The sequence below is a fragment of the Bacillus sp. 16GRE42 genome (assembly GCF_019837435.1).
Lineage (GTDB): Bacteria > Bacillota > Bacilli > Bacillales > Bacillaceae_G > Bacillus_A > Bacillus_A wiedmannii.
In genome coordinates this window covers 175017-192361 of the sequence record NZ_JADAXF010000004.1, presented here as the reverse complement: position 1 = coordinate 192361, position 17345 = coordinate 175017, and the positions used below count along the sequence as shown (strand labels likewise).

General features: G+C 39.0%; 16 protein-coding genes and 1 other RNA gene. 15 read left to right on the top strand and 2 right to left on the bottom strand.

The window, feature by feature from the left end:
* Positions 1-62: 62 nt before the first annotated feature.
* The 8 genes from rpoN to eno all read left to right on the top strand — a co-directional run bounded on the left by rpoN (position 63) and on the right by eno (position 8784).
* Entirely contained in the window at positions 63-1370 is a 1308-nt protein-coding gene (rpoN, locus tag ILS93_RS21495) for an RNA polymerase factor sigma-54 (RefSeq protein ID WP_064476220.1), read from the top strand.
* A gap of 9 nt (positions 1371-1379) precedes the next feature.
* Positions 1380-1625 (top strand): glutaredoxin family protein, encoded by a 246-nt coding sequence (locus tag ILS93_RS21490; protein ID WP_064476221.1) that lies wholly within the window; start codon positions 1380-1382, stop codon positions 1623-1625.
* A gap of 135 nt (positions 1626-1760) precedes the next feature.
* On the top strand, positions 1761-2789 hold the full coding sequence (cggR, locus tag ILS93_RS21485) for a gapA transcriptional regulator CggR (protein WP_001258183.1): 1029 nt from the start codon (positions 1761-1763) through the stop codon (positions 2787-2789).
* A 26-nt stretch (positions 2790-2815) separates the two neighbouring features.
* The gene (gap, locus tag ILS93_RS21480) at positions 2816-3820 is read left to right on the top strand and encodes a type I glyceraldehyde-3-phosphate dehydrogenase (RefSeq protein ID WP_000161234.1); all 1005 of its coding nucleotides are present in this window, start codon (positions 2816-2818) and stop codon (positions 3818-3820) included.
* 139 nt (positions 3821-3959) lie between these two features.
* On the top strand, positions 3960-5144 hold the full coding sequence (locus ILS93_RS21475; protein ID WP_002198882.1) for a phosphoglycerate kinase: 1185 nt from the start codon (positions 3960-3962) through the stop codon (positions 5142-5144).
* A 32-nt stretch (positions 5145-5176) separates the two neighbouring features.
* Complete coding sequence (gene tpiA, locus ILS93_RS21470) at positions 5177-5932, top strand: triose-phosphate isomerase (RefSeq protein WP_001231042.1); 756 nt, start codon at positions 5177-5179, stop codon at positions 5930-5932.
* The gene (gene gpmI, locus ILS93_RS21465) at positions 5929-7458 is read left to right on the top strand and encodes a 2,3-bisphosphoglycerate-independent phosphoglycerate mutase (protein ID WP_222661243.1); all 1530 of its coding nucleotides are present in this window, start codon (positions 5929-5931) and stop codon (positions 7456-7458) included. Before tpiA ends, gpmI begins: the two co-directional genes overlap by 4 nt.
* A 30-nt stretch (positions 7459-7488) precedes the next feature.
* Entirely contained in the window at positions 7489-8784 is a 1296-nt protein-coding gene (gene eno, locus ILS93_RS21460; protein WP_000103948.1) for a phosphopyruvate hydratase, read from the top strand.
* A gap of 50 nt (positions 8785-8834) precedes the next feature.
* Here the strand turns inward: eno and ILS93_RS21455 are convergent, their stop codons facing one another.
* Positions 8835-9785 (bottom strand): nucleoside hydrolase, encoded by a 951-nt coding sequence (locus ILS93_RS21455; RefSeq protein WP_103655864.1) that lies wholly within the window; start codon positions 9783-9785, stop codon positions 8835-8837.
* 335 nt (positions 9786-10120) lie between these two features.
* Between ILS93_RS21455 and ILS93_RS21450 the strand changes: the two genes are divergently transcribed.
* The 7 genes from ILS93_RS21450 to ssrA all read left to right on the top strand — a co-directional run bounded on the left by ILS93_RS21450 (position 10121) and on the right by ssrA (position 16186).
* Entirely contained in the window at positions 10121-10489 is a 369-nt protein-coding gene (locus ILS93_RS21450) for a CidA/LrgA family holin-like protein (RefSeq protein ID WP_103655863.1), read from the top strand.
* Positions 10486-11178, top strand: a complete 693-nt coding sequence (locus tag ILS93_RS21445) for an LrgB family protein (RefSeq protein WP_000078299.1) — start codon at positions 10486-10488, stop codon at positions 11176-11178. Before ILS93_RS21450 ends, ILS93_RS21445 begins: the two co-directional genes overlap by 4 nt.
* 94 nt (positions 11179-11272) lie before the next feature.
* On the top strand, positions 11273-11506 hold the full coding sequence (gene secG, locus ILS93_RS21440; protein WP_000557263.1) for a preprotein translocase subunit SecG: 234 nt from the start codon (positions 11273-11275) through the stop codon (positions 11504-11506).
* A 161-nt stretch (positions 11507-11667) separates the two neighbouring features.
* On the top strand, positions 11668-12408 hold the full coding sequence (estA, locus tag ILS93_RS21435) for a carboxylesterase (RefSeq protein WP_000761972.1): 741 nt from the start codon (positions 11668-11670) through the stop codon (positions 12406-12408).
* Positions 12409-12550: 142 nt separating this feature from the next.
* Complete coding sequence (gene rnr / locus ILS93_RS21430; RefSeq protein ID WP_222661240.1) at positions 12551-14989, top strand: ribonuclease R; 2439 nt, start codon at positions 12551-12553, stop codon at positions 14987-14989.
* 249 nt (positions 14990-15238) lie between these two features.
* A complete protein-coding gene (gene smpB, locus ILS93_RS21425) occupies positions 15239-15706 on the top strand; it encodes an SsrA-binding protein (protein ID WP_001123922.1) in 468 nt (155 codons plus the stop codon).
* A gap of 125 nt (positions 15707-15831) precedes the next feature.
* Positions 15832-16186: a transfer-messenger RNA gene (gene ssrA / locus ILS93_RS21420) on the top strand.
* A gap of 337 nt (positions 16187-16523) precedes the next feature.
* Here ssrA and ILS93_RS21415 read toward each other — a convergent pair.
* Positions 16524-17153 carry a LysE family translocator gene (locus ILS93_RS21415; RefSeq protein WP_103655855.1) on the bottom strand — a complete coding sequence of 210 codons (630 nt, stop codon included), beginning with the start codon at positions 17151-17153 and terminating at the stop codon, positions 16524-16526.
* Positions 17154-17345 lie beyond the last annotated feature (192 nt).

The window sequence follows — 17345 nt, the reverse complement described above, 5'->3', positions numbered from 1 at the left end:
TCTGTGATAGCATTCTCCTTTTACCAAACTTATTGTACAATAGAAACAAGGGGGAGATTAGTTTGAAGGCAAGTCTTTTACAAGAACAAAGCTTACGTTTGGCAATGACACAAGAGTTAAGGCAAGCGATTACAATGCTCCAGTATAATGTACAAGAATTATCGGAGTTTTTGTATGAGCAATCGTTAGAGAATCCCCTTATTGAGTTAGGTGGTTTTGAGAGGGAGAAGAAAAAGAGCTCTAACACAAGTAAAAGTACCAGCAAACAAGTCGAGAATCAGATGGAAATCTACAGTGTGGATTCAACAACGATTCAGCAACATTTATTAAATCAAATACAGTATTATAAAATAGAAGAAGAAGAGCGAAAAATAGCTTCTTTCATTATTATGAACATGGATGGAAATGGGTATTTACAAGAAACGAACGAAGAGTTAGCGGATCTCCTTTCCGCACCAATTCATGTAGTCGACCGCTCTGTAGAGCTTGTCCAATCGCTCGAGCCAGCAGGGGTAGGAGCGCGTAATATTCAGGAATGTCTAACTTTGCAATTGAAGCGCTTACAAAGACGGAATGGATTAGCGGAAGAGGTTATAGAGGATCAATTTGCTTATTTCGTGAAGAAAGATTGGCGAAAGCTCGTCCAAGTGTTGAAGTGTAGTAATGAGGAATTGCAATCGGCGGTGAACTGTATTACGTCATTACAGCCGAAACCAGGTCTTGCGTTTTCTTCTGATAAACCACTTTATATTGTACCTGATATGGCGGTGAAAAAAGATGGTGATCGTCTCGTTTTACAAATGAACGAGAGAAATATGCCGAGAATTGAAATTCATTCTGAGTATAGTGCGCTTCTGAATAATAGTGAAAGTGAAGTAGCATCTTACGTCTCAGAAAAGTATCAGCATGTGCAGTGGATTATGCGCAGTTTAAAACAGAGAAAACAAACGCTTCTGCAAGTGATGACTATTATTATGGAAAAACAACGTGATTTCTTCTGGGAAGGTCCAGAATATTTAAAACCGCTTGCTTTAAAAGAGGTAGCGGAAGAGTTAAGTGTGCATGAATCTACAATTAGTCGTGCAACGCGAAATAAATATGTGCAAACACCACATGGTTTATTTGAGATGAAATCGTTCTTTAGTAATGCTGTTTCGACTACTGAAGATGAAGTAGTTTCTACAAAGCGTGTGAAACGATTTATCCAAACGCTTGTTGAGGCGGAGAATAAGAAAAAGCCACTTTCAGATCAAAAGATTTCAAAATTATTAGAAGAAGAGCATGAAATCGTTATTTCTCGAAGAACAGTGGCGAAGTATAGAGAACAAATGCACATTCCAGCTTCATCATTACGAAAAACGATCGGATAGGTGAAGAATATGAAAGTTGTACTGTATACAAAAAAAGATTGTGGCCTTTGCGTGCAGGCGAAACAAGTTTTACAGGAAGTACAATGTGAATATTCTTTTCAAATCGAGGAAATAGATATATATGAAGATAATGACCTTTTGGAGAAGTATCATTTAATGATTCCGGTTGTAGAAATAGGCGGGAAACAGGTAGAATATGGTAACATTCACAAAGGTGTCATAATAAACTATATAAACAATGCAGTTAAGAGTTGAATAAGTTTCTATCTCCTGTTACAATAATACACGTAGCAGGGATTATTTTTTTAACCTACGTGGGACATAAAATGTCACTACGGGACACAAAGTGACCACGAGGGAAAATGAACCAATGTAGTGAGGAGAAAAGACATGCGCTCATGGATTCAGAACACAAAAAAATTATTACCTGATCTGCTACCTGTTATGCAAACGAGAATGCAAATTCTTCAATACATTAGGCTCATGCAGCCTATTGGAAGAAGAAACTTGTCAGCAAGTCTCGGTATGACAGAACGAGTATTGCGAAGTGAAGTTCAAGTTTTGAAAGAACAAAACTTAGTTCACGTCGCTTCTTCTGGAATGACTTTGACAGAAGAAGGAACAGCTTTAGTTCTTGCTTTGGAAGACTTTATGAAAGAAATTTCCGGGTTAAAGGTTTTAGAAAAGCAACTTAAGGAAACATTAGACTTGGATGAAGTTTTCGTTGTCCCTGGTGATAGTGATGAATCGCCGTGGGTCAAACTGGAGATGGGCCGTGCTTGTGTGACTTGTATAAAAGACCGTCTGACAGCGAATAATATCGTTGCTGTGGCTGGAGGAACTACGCTAGCTGCTGCTGCGGACATGATGCAGCTTGATTGCAAAGATTTACATATGCTATTTGTCCCAGCGCGTGGTGGAATTGGAGAGGGCGTCGAATTAGAAGCCAATACCATTTGTGCCAAGATGGCGCAAAATACGATGAGTAATTATCGCTTATTGTATGTTCCAGACCATGTTAGTAGCGAAGCATATGCGTCTATTGTGACAGAGCCTTCCGTGAAAGAAGTTCTTGAGTTGATTCGATCTTCCAATATCGTCATTCATGGAATAGGTGATGCGTTAACAATGGCACGTCGCAGAAATACTTCAGAAGCAGATTGGTTAAAGATTCAAGCAAGCGAAGCAGTAGGCGAAGCTTTCGGTTACTACTTTAATGAACAAGGAAATGTTGTTCATAAAGTAAGAACAGTTGGTATGCAACTTGAGGATTTACAACATGTATCTCACGTTGTTGCAGTCGCTGGAGGTTCTTCAAAGGCAAAGGCAATACAGGCTGTAATTAAACAAGGGCACACTTCAATTCTAATTACAGATGAAGGTGCAGCAAAACAGTTAACAAAGGGTATTACCCTTTAATATAATCCCCCAAGGAGGAAATTCAAATGACTAAAATTGGTATTAATGGATTTGGACGTATCGGACGTAACGTATTCCGCGCAGCTCTTAACAACTCTGAGGTAGAAGTAGTAGCAATCAACGACTTAACAGATGCTAAAACATTAGCTCACCTTTTAAAATATGACACAGTTCACGGAACTTTAAATGCAGAAGTATCTGCTAACGAAAACAGCATCGTTGTTAACGGTAAAGAAATTAAAGTTATCGCTGAGCGTGACCCAGCTCAATTACCATGGAGCGACTACGGAGTAGAAGTAGTAGTAGAATCTACTGGCCGTTTCACTAAAAAATCAGACGCTGAAAAACACTTAGGTGGATCAGTTAAGAAAGTTATCATCTCAGCTCCAGCTTCTGACGAAGATATCACTGTAGTTATGGGTGTTAACCACGAACAATACGATGCAGCTAACCACAACGTAGTATCTAACGCTTCTTGTACTACAAACTGTCTAGCTCCATTCGCTAAAGTATTAAACGAAAAATTCGGCGTAAAACGCGGAATGATGACAACAATTCACTCTTACACTAACGACCAACAAATCTTAGACTTACCACACAAAGATTTACGTCGTGCTCGTGCAGCAGCTGAAAACATGATCCCAACATCTACTGGTGCAGCTAAAGCTGTAGCATTAGTATTACCAGAACTTAAAGGTAAATTAAACGGTGGCGCTGTACGTGTTCCAACTGCTAACGTTTCTCTTGTTGACTTAGTTGTTGAACTTGACAAAGAAGTAACAGTTGAAGATGTAAACGCAGCATTTAAAGCAGCAGCTGAAGGCGAATTAAAAGGTATCCTTGGATACAGCGAAGAGCCATTAGTATCTATCGACTATAACGGATGTACAGCTTCTTCTACAATCGATGCATTATCTACAATGGTAATGGAAGGTAACATGGTTAAAGTACTTTCTTGGTACGATAACGAAACTGGTTACTCTAACCGCGTAGTAGACCTAGCAGCATACATGACTTCTAAAGGTCTTTAATTCTTAATTATATAAGTAATCAATGACAAAACGAGGGAGAGGGTTTGTTCCCTCTCTCTCTTCTTTCGTTTTAAAAGCAAATGTGTTAAGCTTTTGAGTGGGTTTTGTCAATCCTAACTAGTAGTCGGAGGGAAATCCAATGAACAAAAAATCAATTCGTGACGTAGATTTAAAAGGTAAGCGTGTATTTTGCCGCGTTGATTTCAACGTACCTATGAAAGAAGGCAAAATTACAGATGAAACTCGTATCCGTGCAGCTCTTCCTACAATTCAATATTTAGTAGAGCAAGGTGCGAAAGTTATTTTAGCAAGTCATTTAGGCCGTCCAAAAGGTCAAGCAGTAGAAGAATTACGTCTTACTCCAGTAGCAGCACGTTTAGGCGAGCTTCTTGGTAAAGATGTTAAAAAAGCAGACGAAGCATTCGGACCAGTTGCACAAGAAATGGTTGCAGCAATGAACGAAGGCGACGTATTAGTTCTTGAAAACGTACGTTTCTATGCGGGCGAAGAAAAGAACGATGCAGAACTTGCGAAAGAATTTGCAGCTCTTGCTGATATCTTCGTAAATGATGCATTCGGTGCAGCTCACCGTGCTCACGCTTCTACAGCAGGTATCGCAGACTACCTACCAGCAGTATCTGGTCTATTAATGGAAAAAGAGTTAGATGTACTTGGAAAAGCACTTTCTAACCCAGAACGTCCATTCACAGCTATCATTGGTGGTGCGAAAGTAAAAGATAAAATCGGTGTAATTCGTCATCTATTAGACAAAGTAGATAACTTAATCATCGGTGGCGGACTTGCTTACACATTCGTTAAAGCTTTAGGTCATGAAATTGGTCTATCTCTATGTGAAAACGACAAAATTGAACTAGCTAAAGAATTTATGCAACTTGCAAAAGAAAAAGGCGTAAACTTCTACATGCCAGTTGATGTTGTAATCACAGAGGAATTCTCTGAAACTGCAACAACTCAAATCGTAGGTATCGACTCTATTCCTTCTACATGGGAAGGCGTGGACATCGGTCCTAAAACACGTGAAATTTATGCAGATGTAATTAAAAATTCTAAGCTTGTTGTATGGAATGGACCAATGGGTGTATTCGAAATGACTCCATTCGCAGAAGGTACAAAAGCAGTAGGACAAGCATTAGCAGATGCAGAAGATACATACTCTGTTATCGGCGGTGGTGACTCTGCAGCAGCTGTTGAAAAATTCGGTATGGCTGATAAAATGAGCCACATTTCTACTGGCGGCGGTGCGTCATTAGAATTCATGGAAGGTAAAGAGCTTCCAGGTGTAGTTTGTCTTAACGACAAATAAGTAGCAGCCAAAGAAAAAGGACGGTGCAAAGCATGCGTAAACCAATTATCGCAGGTAACTGGAAAATGAATAAAACTCTATCTGAAGCAGTTAGCTTCGTAGAGGAAGTTAAAGGTCAAATCCCAGCAGCTTCAGCTGTTGATGCAGTAGTTTGCTCTCCAGCTCTATTCTTAGAGCGTTTAGTAGCAGCAACTGAAGGAACTGATTTACAAGTAGGTGCACAAAACATGCACTTCGAAAAAAATGGTGCATTCACTGGCGAAATTAGCCCAGTAGCACTTAGCGATTTAAAAGTAGGCTACGTAGTACTTGGCCACTCTGAGCGTCGTGAAATGTTTGCTGAAACAGACGAGTCAGTAAACAAAAAGACTCTTGCAGCATTTGAACATGGTTTAACACCAATCGTATGTTGTGGTGAGACTTTAGAAGAGCGCGAAAGCGGAAAAACATTTGATCTAGTAGCAGGTCAAGTGACAAAAGCACTTGCAGGTTTAACAGAAGAGCAAGTTAAAGCAACTGTTATCGCTTATGAGCCAATCTGGGCTATCGGTACAGGTAAATCTTCTTCTTCTGCAGATGCAAACGAAGTATGTGCGCACATCCGTAAAGTTGTTGCAGAAGCTGTTTCTCCAGAAGCTGCAGAAGCTGTTCGTATTCAATACGGCGGTAGCGTAAAACCAGAAAACATTAAAGAGTATATGGCACAATCTGACATCGACGGCGCTTTAGTTGGCGGTGCTAGCTTAGAGCCTGCTTCGTTCTTAGGTCTTCTGGGGGCGGTAAAATGAGAAAGCCAACAGCTTTAATCATTCTTGATGGTTTCGGACTACGTGAAGAAACTCACGGGAATGCTGTAGCACAAGCTAAGAAACCTAATTTTGATGGTTACTGGAACAAATTCCCTCACACAACGCTTACAGCTTGTGGTGAGGAAGTAGGTCTTCCAGAAGGTCAAATGGGTAACTCTGAGGTTGGTCACTTAAATATCGGTGCAGGCCGCATCGTATATCAAAGCTTAACACGCGTAAACGTTGCAATTCGTGAAGGTGAGTTCGATCAGAACGAAACTTTCCAAAATGCAATTAAAAGCGTAAAAGAAAAAGGTACTGCTCTTCATTTATTCGGCTTACTTTCTGATGGTGGTGTGCACAGTCACATGAACCATATGTTTGCTCTTCTTCGCTTAGCAGCAAAAGAAGGCGTGGAGAAAGTTTATATCCATGCATTCTTAGACGGCCGCGATGTTGGACCACAAACAGCAAAAGGTTATATCGATGCAACAAATGAAGTAATTAAAGAAACAGGAGTAGGACAATTCGCGACTATCTCTGGTCGTTATTACTCCATGGACCGTGACAAGCGTTGGGATCGCGTAGAAAAATGTTACAGTGCTATGGTGAATGGTGAAGGCCCTACTTATAAATCAGCAGAAGAGTGTGTAGAAGACTCTTATGCAAATGGTATCTACGATGAATTCGTATTGCCGTCTGTAATTGTTAACGAAGATAACACGCCAGTTGCAACAATCAATGATGATGATGCAGTTATCTTCTATAACTTCCGTCCAGACCGTGCAATTCAAATTGCTCGTGTATTTACAAACGAAGACTTCCGTGAGTTCGATCGTGGTGAAAAAGTACCTCACATTCCTGAATTCGTTTGTATGACACATTTCAGTGAAACTGTAGATGGTTACGTGGCATTCAAGCCAATGAACCTTGATAACACATTAGGTGAAGTTGTTGCGCAAGCGGGATTAAAGCAACTTCGCATCGCGGAAACTGAAAAGTATCCGCACGTTACATTCTTCTTTAGCGGTGGTCGTGAGGCTGAATTCCCAGGAGAAGAGCGTATTTTAATTAACTCACCGAAGGTTGCAACGTATGACTTGAAACCTGAAATGAGCATTTACGAAGTAACGGACGCTTTAGTAAATGAAATCGAAAATGATAAACATGATGTTATCATTCTTAACTTTGCAAACTGTGATATGGTTGGCCATTCTGGGATGATGGAACCAACAATTAAAGCAGTAGAAGCAACTGACGAATGTTTAGGAAAAGTTGTAGAAGCGATTCTTGCAAAAGATGGTGTAGCACTTATTACTGCTGACCATGGTAATGCTGATCAGGAGTTAACTGCTGATGGCGGACCAATGACAGCTCATACAACTAACCCGGTTCCTTTCATCGTTACAAAAAATGATGTAGAGCTTCGTGAAGGTGGTATTTTAGGAGATATCGCTCCAACAATGCTTACGCTTTTAAATGTGAAACAACCGAAAGAAATGACAGGTAAAACAATTATTAAATAATTTGCTTATATAAAAAGGAGAGAATTTATTATGTCAACAATTATTGATGTTTATGCTCGCGAAGTCCTTGACTCTCGTGGTAACCCAACTGTAGAAGTAGAAGTTTACACAGAAAGCGGCGCTTTCGGACGCGCTATCGTACCAAGTGGTGCATCTACTGGTGAGCACGAAGCAGTAGAATTACGTGACGGTGACAAATCTCGTTACCTTGGTAAAGGTGTTCTAAATGCAGTAAACAACGTTAACGAAGCAATCGCTCCAGAAATCGTTGGTTTCGACGTAACTGACCAAGCTGGTATCGACCGTGCTATGATCGAATTAGATGGCACTCCAAACAAAGGTAAACTAGGCGCTAACGCTATCCTTGGTGTATCTATGGCAGTAGCTCACGCAGCAGCTGACTTCGTAGGTCTTCCATTATACCGTTACCTTGGTGGATTCAATGCAAAACAATTACCAACTCCAATGATGAACATCATCAACGGTGGTTCTCACGCTGATAACAACGTAGACTTCCAAGAGTTCATGATCTTACCAGTTGGTGCTCCAACATTCAAAGAATCAATCCGTATGGGTGCTGAAGTATTCCATGCACTTAAAGCTGTATTACATGACAAAGGTCTTAACACTGCAGTAGGTGACGAAGGTGGATTCGCTCCAAACCTTGGTTCTAACCGTGAAGCATTAGAAGTAATCATCGAAGCTATCGAAAAAGCTGGTTACAAAGCTGGCGAGAACGTATTCTTAGGAATGGACGTTGCTTCTTCTGAGTTCTACAACAAAGAAACTGGTAAATATGACCTTGCAGGCGAAGGCCGTACTGGCTTAACTTCTGCAGAAATGGTTGATTTCTACGAAGAGCTTTGCAAAGACTTCCCAATCATCTCTATTGAAGATGGTTTAGACGAAAACGACTGGGATGGTCACAAATTATTAACTGAGCGTATCGGTGATAAAGTACAATTAGTTGGTGACGACTTATTCGTAACTAACACTCAAAAACTTGCTGAAGGTATCGAAAAAGGTATCTCTAACTCAATCTTAATTAAAGTTAACCAAATCGGTACTTTAACTGAGACTTTCGAAGCTATCGAAATGGCTAAACGTGCTGGTTACACAGCAGTTGTATCTCACCGTTCTGGTGAAACTGAAGATGCTACAATCGCTGACATCGCAGTTGCAACTAACGCTGGCCAAATCAAAACTGGTTCTATGAGCCGTACTGACCGTATTGCTAAGTACAACCAATTATTACGCATCGAAGACGAACTAGGCGAAATCGCTGTTTACGATGGTATCAAATCTTTCTACAACATTAAACGATAATTGTAGAAAATAACGACAGACCGTGAGAAATCACGGTCTGTTTTTTTATGCTAAAATTGCTCACCCGTCATAAGTGACATGAAATATTTAAAGAAGCGGTTATAATCAAAATCAATTGCGATTTGATGACTCGGCCAATCAATAAATGGCTTAGATTCTCCTAAAGAACGAAATTCTCCTATGCTTGCTCCTTGTGCATAAGATTCTGTCATGACAACGATAGGTGACTTGTGATACGTAAACATAGAGTTATCAAGTAAAGCGAGTATTGGCATTGTGTCATGGAAGGGGCTCCCCTTTAAATGCGGTAAGGCGTCTTTATAATAGCCGTAGTAATAATGATCGAATAACGGTTTGACGAGTGGGGCTTTTCCTTTTGCTTCAATGTATTCAGCCATTTCTGGTGTAATGATGGAATACTGAGTGACGTTTAATGGATAGATGTACATGTTAGGTGAGGATTGAAGGACTATATTAGCGGCAGTAGGATCGCCATAAAAGTTCGCTTCGGAAATAGGGGTCACATTACCAGGATGTAAAAAGGCGCCGCCCATTACGTAGTAAGATGTAATTTGCTTCATGAGCTGTTTACATACAATGAATAAAATTGCTAGGGAGGTAAGTCTTCCTAAACTTACAATGATTAATTCATCTTTATACTGTTCAATAAGAGGAATAACTTCGAAAAAATTCTCCATCTCCCCGTTAGTCACATGTCCCTTTGGAATAATTGGCCCGAGCCCTTGTTTCCCGTGTACTTCCGTAAAGAAAGCTGGAGGGGCACCAGTAAGTGGACGTTCTGAACCACCAAATATCTTGATATTTCTATCCTTTGCTTCGCTCTTAAGAAAATGAGCGTTTTGTACGGCCATTTCTTTTGGGACATTGCCGTAATCAGCAACAATACCGACGATTTCTATTTCATCGATAAAGAATGCTAAGAGGAGAGCCATCGTATCATCAATCCCAGGATCACAAAAAATAAGAACTTTTTTTGGCATATGCTCACCACCTATCTTGTTTATCCCGTAAAAGTCCGATTGTGGGGAGGAAGAAAACCGCCACTAATGAAAGTTTCACTTTATATATATGTAAGCTTAAGGATAAAAAGATTATTTTATTGAAATAACAACGTTACAAATTCAGAAAATAAAAACTTTTTATATTAGGTCAAGGTTTTTGACTTAATTTTTGTTTAGAAATGCAGTCATATCAAGGGTGTAAGCGTATAACATAGGCTGTTTTTGCTGTCAAGTTGATAAATTGCAGCTTTTTACAATTTATACTATGATAAAGATATTAAGAGAAGATCGTATAAACATGAGGGATGATGAACATGAAATTTACAAAGATTCTTGTCCAAATTGTAGCTCTTTACGTTTTTTATATGGTTGGAAATTGGGTACAAGAAGTGTTAAATATTCCGATTCCAGGAAGTTTGATTGGAATGTTCCTCTTACTTGTTTTACTTAGCCTAAAAGTCCTTCCAGTGAAATGGTTCGATTTAGGAGCAGAAACACTCGTTGCTATTATGCCGTTTTTATTAATTCCGCCAACGCTTGGCCTAATGAATTACGGTGCTTTTTTTATGAGTAAAGGAATTTCTCTTTTCATTACAATTGTAGCGAGTACATTTTTAATTATTATTGTCGCAGGACATACAGGACAATATCTTGCGAATAGAAAGGAAAGAGAGTCGAGATGAGCCAAATATTAATCGGAATCGGTTGGGTTCTTTTTACGGTGCTATTATACCAATTATCTAAAAAAATCTATAAATTATTTCCAACACCATTCACCATTCCAATGCTTGTAGCAACAGGATTAATGGCTTTCTTATTTATCATGCTTGATATACCATATCAACATTATATGGAAAGCGGTGGTGGCTGGATTGCAAAACTGCTGGGGCCCGGTGTTGTAGCATTTGCAATCCCTCTTTATAAACAACGTCACGTTCTGCAAAAATATGTTGTACCGATTGCCGGCGGGGTATTAGTAGGAACAACAGTTGCAATCGCCAGTGATTTTGCCATTGCATCACTTATGGGAACAGATAAAAGCTTAATTTTATCTTCTTTACCAAAATCGGTGACAATGCCAGTTGCGATGAGTGTTTCAGAGCAAGTTGGTGGTGTACCTTCATTAACAGCAGCTTTCGTTGTTATCGCAGGTATTACTGGAACGATTACTGGCCCACTTTTATTAAAATGGAGCCGTGTTACAAACTCAGTTGGTAAAGGTATCGGATTTGGATGTGCTTCTCATATTATGGGTGTAATGAGAGCGATGAAAAATAATGAACATGAAGGTGTTATTGGATCGGTAACAATGACATTAACAGCAATTTTGACATGTTTGCTCGGGCCGTTATTTGCAATGATGTTTATGTAATAGAAGAAAAGCGAGAGCGACTCTATAGCTCTCGCTTTTCTATAGGATTTATGCTACAGTTAAAATAACTGAATCTTTGTAGGAGGTACGCCAAGTGCATACGTTATTATCCGTTTTACTTATTATTGTATCGATTTTAATGATTGTTATGGTACTTATGCAGTCTAGTAATAGCTCAGGCCTTTCAGGTGCAATTTCAGGCGGTGCAGAGCAATTATTTGGTAAGCAAAAAGCACGTGGAATTGAAGCAGTATTAAACCGTATTACAATTGTTTTAGCTGTTCTATTCTTCGTATTAACAATTGCTGTTACGTACTTAAATTTATAGAATTGAAAGAAGAAGCGTTAGTAAGATGTACTAATGGTTCTTCTTTTTTTATTTTGCTATTTGAAAGATGTTTCTAATTAGATTATAGAAATATAAATATGGTACACTAGATATAGAAAGAATACGACTAGATTACAGAAGAGAAAGAGGAGAAGTACATGATGAAATTAGCATCTCCGAAACCATTTACATTTGAGGGTGGAGACCGCGCTGTTTTATTACTACATGGTTTCACAGGAAACTCAGCTGATGTACGTATGTTAGGGCGTTTCTTAGAGAAGAAAGGCTACACTTGTCATGCGCCAATTTATAAAGGGCACGGTGTACCACCAGAAGAGCTTGTTCATACAGGTCCTGAAGATTGGTGGCAAGACGTAATGGAGGCATATCAGCTTTTAAAAGATAAAGGCTTTGAGAAAATTGCTGTTGTTGGATTATCACTTGGCGGCGTATTTTCTTTAAAATTAGGTTATACAGTACCTGTTTTAGGTGTAGTACCAATGTGTGCACCAATGTATATTAAGAGTGAAGAAACGATGTACCAAGGTATATTGGCATATGCCCGCGAATATAAAAACCGTGAGCAAAAATCACCAGAGCAAATCGAACAAGAAATGTTGGAATTCCAAAAGACACCGATGAATACATTAAAAGCATTACAACAATTAATTGCTGACGTACGTAACAATGTGGATATGATTTATGCACCGACATTTGTTGTACAAGCACGTCATGATGAAATGATTAATACAGATAGTGCTAACATTATTTATAACGGTGTAGAATCTACGTTAAAAGACATTAAATGGTATGAAGACTCTACGCATGTCATTACACTTGATAAGCAACGTGACGAGCTACATGAGGATGTATATAACTTCTTGGAGCAACTAGATTGGTAAGATCTAGTTGCCTCTTTTTTTCATAAGGAATTTTTTGTGAAAACTGTAAAAATCATTAGGGGAGTATTAAAGTTTCGCTTTATACATCCCCAGTCTTTCGGATACACTAAATAATATAAGGGTTTAAAGGAGGTATTTCTGCTTGGAAGAAATCATACAAGAAAATATTGATAAGTTGTTATTATTTATGAGAGAAGAAGCGTATAAACCGTTAACAATACAAGAGTTAGAAGAGGCATTTGGAATTGAAGGGTCTGAGGGCTTTAAAGATTTTGTAAAGGCACTTGTAATGATGGAAGAGAAGGGGCTTGTTATTCGCACACGTAGTAACCGTTACGGTCTTCCTGAAAAGATGAATTTAGTACGCGGTAAATTAATTGGACATGCACGTGGCTTTGCATTCGTTGTACCAGAAGAGAAGAAAACGGGAGATGATGATCTTTTCATCCCGCCTACAGAGTTAAACGGTGCACTTCATGGTGATACAGTATTAGCGCGTGTTAGCGCACAATCAAGTGGATCACGCCAAGAAGGTTCAATTGTACGTATTTTAGAGCGCGGCACGAAAGAACTAGTTGGTACATATACAGAATCGAAAAACTTTGGATTTGTTATACCTGACAATAAGCGCTGGACGAGTGATATCTTTATCTTGAAAAGTGCATCAATGGGTGCTGTAGAAGGCCATAAAGTAGTTGTGAAAATTACGAGCTATCCAGAGAATCGTTTAAGTGCAGAAGGTGAAGTTATTCAAATTCTAGGTCATAAAAATGATCCAGGAGTAGATATTTTATCAGTTATCCATAAACATCATCTACCTTTAGCGTTCCCTGAAGAAGTGATGGAGCATGCAAACAGTGTACCAGAAACGATTTCAGAAGAAGATTTAAAAGATCGCCGTGACCTGCGTGACCAAATGATCGTAACGATTGACGGTGCAGACGCGAAAGATTTAGATGACGCTGTTACAGTAACGAAGCTCGAGAACGGTAACTACAAGCTTGGCGTTCATATTGCGGATGTAAGTCATTACGTTCAAGAAGGTTCTCCAATTGATGTAGAAGCAGTGGAAAGAGCAACGAGTGTATATCTTGTTGACCGTGTAATTCCGATGATTCCGCATCGTCTATCTAATGGTATTTGTTCGTTAAACCCGAAAGTAGACCGTCTGACGTTATCTTGTGAAATGGAAATCAACAACTTAGGTGATGTTGTAAAGCATGAGATTTTCCAAAGTGTGATTAAAACGACAGAGCGTATGACGTATGCTGACGTAAGAAGCATTTTAGAAGATGAGGACGAAGAGTTAATCAAACGCTATGAGCCGCTAGTACCGATGTTTAAAGAGATGGGTCAATTGGCACAGATTTTACGTGAAAAACGTATGCGCCGTGGTGCAATTGACTTTGACTTTAAAGAAGCGAAAGTATTAGTAGATGAAGAAGGAAAACCGACAGATGTTGTCATGCGTGATCGTTCTGTATCAGAGAAGTTAATTGAAGAATTTATGCTTGTTGCGAACGAAACAGTAGCAGAGCATTTCCACTGGATGAACGTACCATTCATGTACCGTGTCCATGAAGATCCGAAAGAAGATAAGCTAGAACGTTTCTTCGAGTTTGTAACGAACTTCGGATATGCAGTAAAAGGACGTGCGAATGAAATACATCCTCGTGCGCTGCAACAAATTCTTGAAATGGTTCAAGGACAACCGGAAGAAGTAGTTATTTCAACAGTAATGCTTCGTTCAATGAAGCAAGCGCGTTACGATGCGGATAGCTTAGGACATTTCGGTTTATCAACTGAGTTCTACACACATTTCACATCACCAATTCGTCGTTATCCAGATACAATCGTTCATAGATTAATTCGTGAATATATCATTAACGGTAAAGTCGACAACGAAACACAAGCAAAATGGCGTGAAAACTTACCTGAAATTGCAGAGCATTCTTCTAATATGGAACGCCGTGCTGTTGAAGCAGAACGTGAAACAGACGAAATGAAAAAAGCAGAGTATATGGTTGATAAGATCGGCGAAGAGTATGATGGTATGATTAGCTCTGTAACAAACTTCGGTTTATTCGTAGAGCTTCCAAATACAATTGAAGGTCTTGTACACGTTAGCTACTTAACGGATGATTACTACCGTTATGATGAGAAACATTTCGCAATGATCGGAGAACGTACAGGTAACGTATTCCGCATCGGAGACGAAATTACAATTCGCGTTATTAACGTAAACAAAGACGAGCGTGCAATCGACTTTGAAATCGTTGGCATGAAAGGTACGCCGCGTCGTAAGTTCAAAGATCGTCCAGTCGTTATCGAACAGCCAAGAACAGGCAGAAAGAAACGCGGTGGACGTAGCGAGCGCAGTAATGAGCGCGGCGGAGAACGTGGCACAGGTAGAAAATTTGACCGTGGTGGCAAAGGAAATGGAAGAGGATCAGCGTCTGCGTCCTCATCTGCATCCTCATCTGCTAGTCAGCCAGGAAAAAAAGATGGTAACGGCAAGAAGAAAAAAGCATTCTTCGAAAATGTACCAGGATTCAAGAAGAAAAAGAAAAAGCGTAAGTAAGAAAAGGAGGGCTTCGCTTTGATGAAAAGCGGGGCTTTTTCTTTTTTATTGGTGGCTTGAGAGCGAGCCACTTTCGCTTTTTAATGGAATCCAGCTACAGTGGCTAGAATCTATTGGCCATTTCACCCCCTCGGACGAAGCAAAAAGCGCTTCTCTGTCGGGAGTTCCAATGTCCAACGATTCTGAGCGAGCCACTTTCGCTTTTTATTAACATTTGTTACAATAGTAAAAATAGAGGAGGGACGTTATATGCCAAAGGGTACAGGTAAGGTTATTGCACAAAATAAAAAAGCATTTCATGATTATTTCATTGAAGAAACATACGAGGCAGGGCTTGTCCTTCAAGGAACTGAAATTAAGTCGATTCGCGCTGGACGCGTGAACTTGAAAGATGCGTTTGCACGTGTACATAATGGTGAAGTATGGGTACATAATATGCATATTAGTACATATGAGCAAGGGAATCGTTTCAACCATGATCCGCTTCGCACAAGAAAGTTACTTCTTCATAAAAAAGAAATTGAGAAGTTAACGGGTGCTTCAAAAGAAACAGGCTATGCATTAGTTCCAGTTAGAATTTATTTAAAAAATGGATTCGCGAAAATGGCACTTGGTTTAGCAAAAGGTAAAAAGCAATATGATAAGCGTAACGATTTAAAAGAGAAAGAAGCAAAACGTGAAATTGCACGCGCGTTCCGTGATCGTCAAAAGATGTAATACAGATATTTACATTTGTAAAACGACGCGCGTATGTTATAATAACTTATGTAAGATTGTTGCACATTGAAAAACAGCTCTTAGTAGTTATCACGATATTTCTTCGTATGCTCCATTTTTATCATGGGGACGTTACGGATTCGACAGGGATAGTTCGAGCTTAGGTTGCGAGTCGAGGGGATCGGCCTCGTTAAAACGTCAAAGCCTATAATTGGCAAACAAAACAATCTTTCTTTAGCTGCTTAATTGCACTAAAGGTTCCTCCCTCCATCGTCCATGTGGTAGGGTAAGGGACTCAAACTAAGTGGACTACGCCGGAGTTCGCCGTCTGAGGGCGAAGGAAGAGAACAATCAGACTAGCAACTTGGAAGCCTGTCGATAGGCCGAAGAGTTCGCGAAATGCTAATATATCGACTACACTCGTAGAAGCTTAAGTGCCGATATTTTTGGACGTGGGTTCGACTCCCACCGTCTCCACCAATACATATTTGGTGGTTTTTTTATTTTGTATGATATGAACCATAACTTTGCCAGATTGGCGAGGTTATGGTTCTTTTTGTTTGCGGCAAAGATATGCTTTCTCTATACAAATAGATACATCGACTATTCCTAACAGCAAGAAATATCTATTTTAACAGTAATTATTTGATAGCAGACTCAATTTACACTCATTTTTTCAATAAAGAGTGAATCGTATCATCAAGACAGGTATATTAAAAAGCCCCTTCAAATTCTGAAGGGACTTTTTAGTATATAGGAATTGGTTTAAACCCGATATAACATTTCTTAGAAGGGGGCATTGTTATGTTATTCAGGTTCATTGAGGAGCTTTCGTTTGAAGCAACTTTAACCCCATACCAATAAAAATCATTCCTGTTACCTTATTTAGAATCATTCCTACCTTTTGGTTTCCTCTTAGTTTTTTTGTAACATATGAAGAGAAATAAGCCACAAATAAACACCACAATAATCCAGTGGCTGTAAAAGTAAGTCCTAAAATGATAAAGGGAATAGGACCTGAAGCCTTTGTATCTATAAATTGCGGAAGAAACGCAATAAAGAATAAAGAGACTTTTGGATTCGTAAGACTTGTTAAAAGCCCTTGTATATATATCTTTCTAATGTTTAATTTATTGGATGAAGCTTGGAAATCTACATTCGTCTTATCAAGTACCATTTTAATCCCTAGATATACGAGATAGATAACACCAATAATCTTAATGATGTTAAATAATACAACGGATTTTGTAAGTATAATAGATAAACCAAAAGCAACAAATAACGTATGAACTAAAGAGGCAGTAATAATACCAAAAACAGAATACACACCTGCTTTTCTGCCTTGTGAAATACTTCTTCCCACAATATACATGGTGTCCGCACCAGGAATTAAATTTAATAAAATCCCTGTTAGTAAAAACACTTCATAATTAATAATTCCGTACATTTTAGCACCTCTATCTATTTTTTTGGTGCCCTTATTGATATTAAAGTAAATAAAAGAAAAACAAAAGTATTTTTTATTTAATCAAAAAGATTAATACCTTTTCAGCTTACAACCATTTTTTAATGGTCTAATACTTTATTCTATAGTCTAAAACAACAAGATATTCCCAATGAAAAATATTTGATTTTAAAT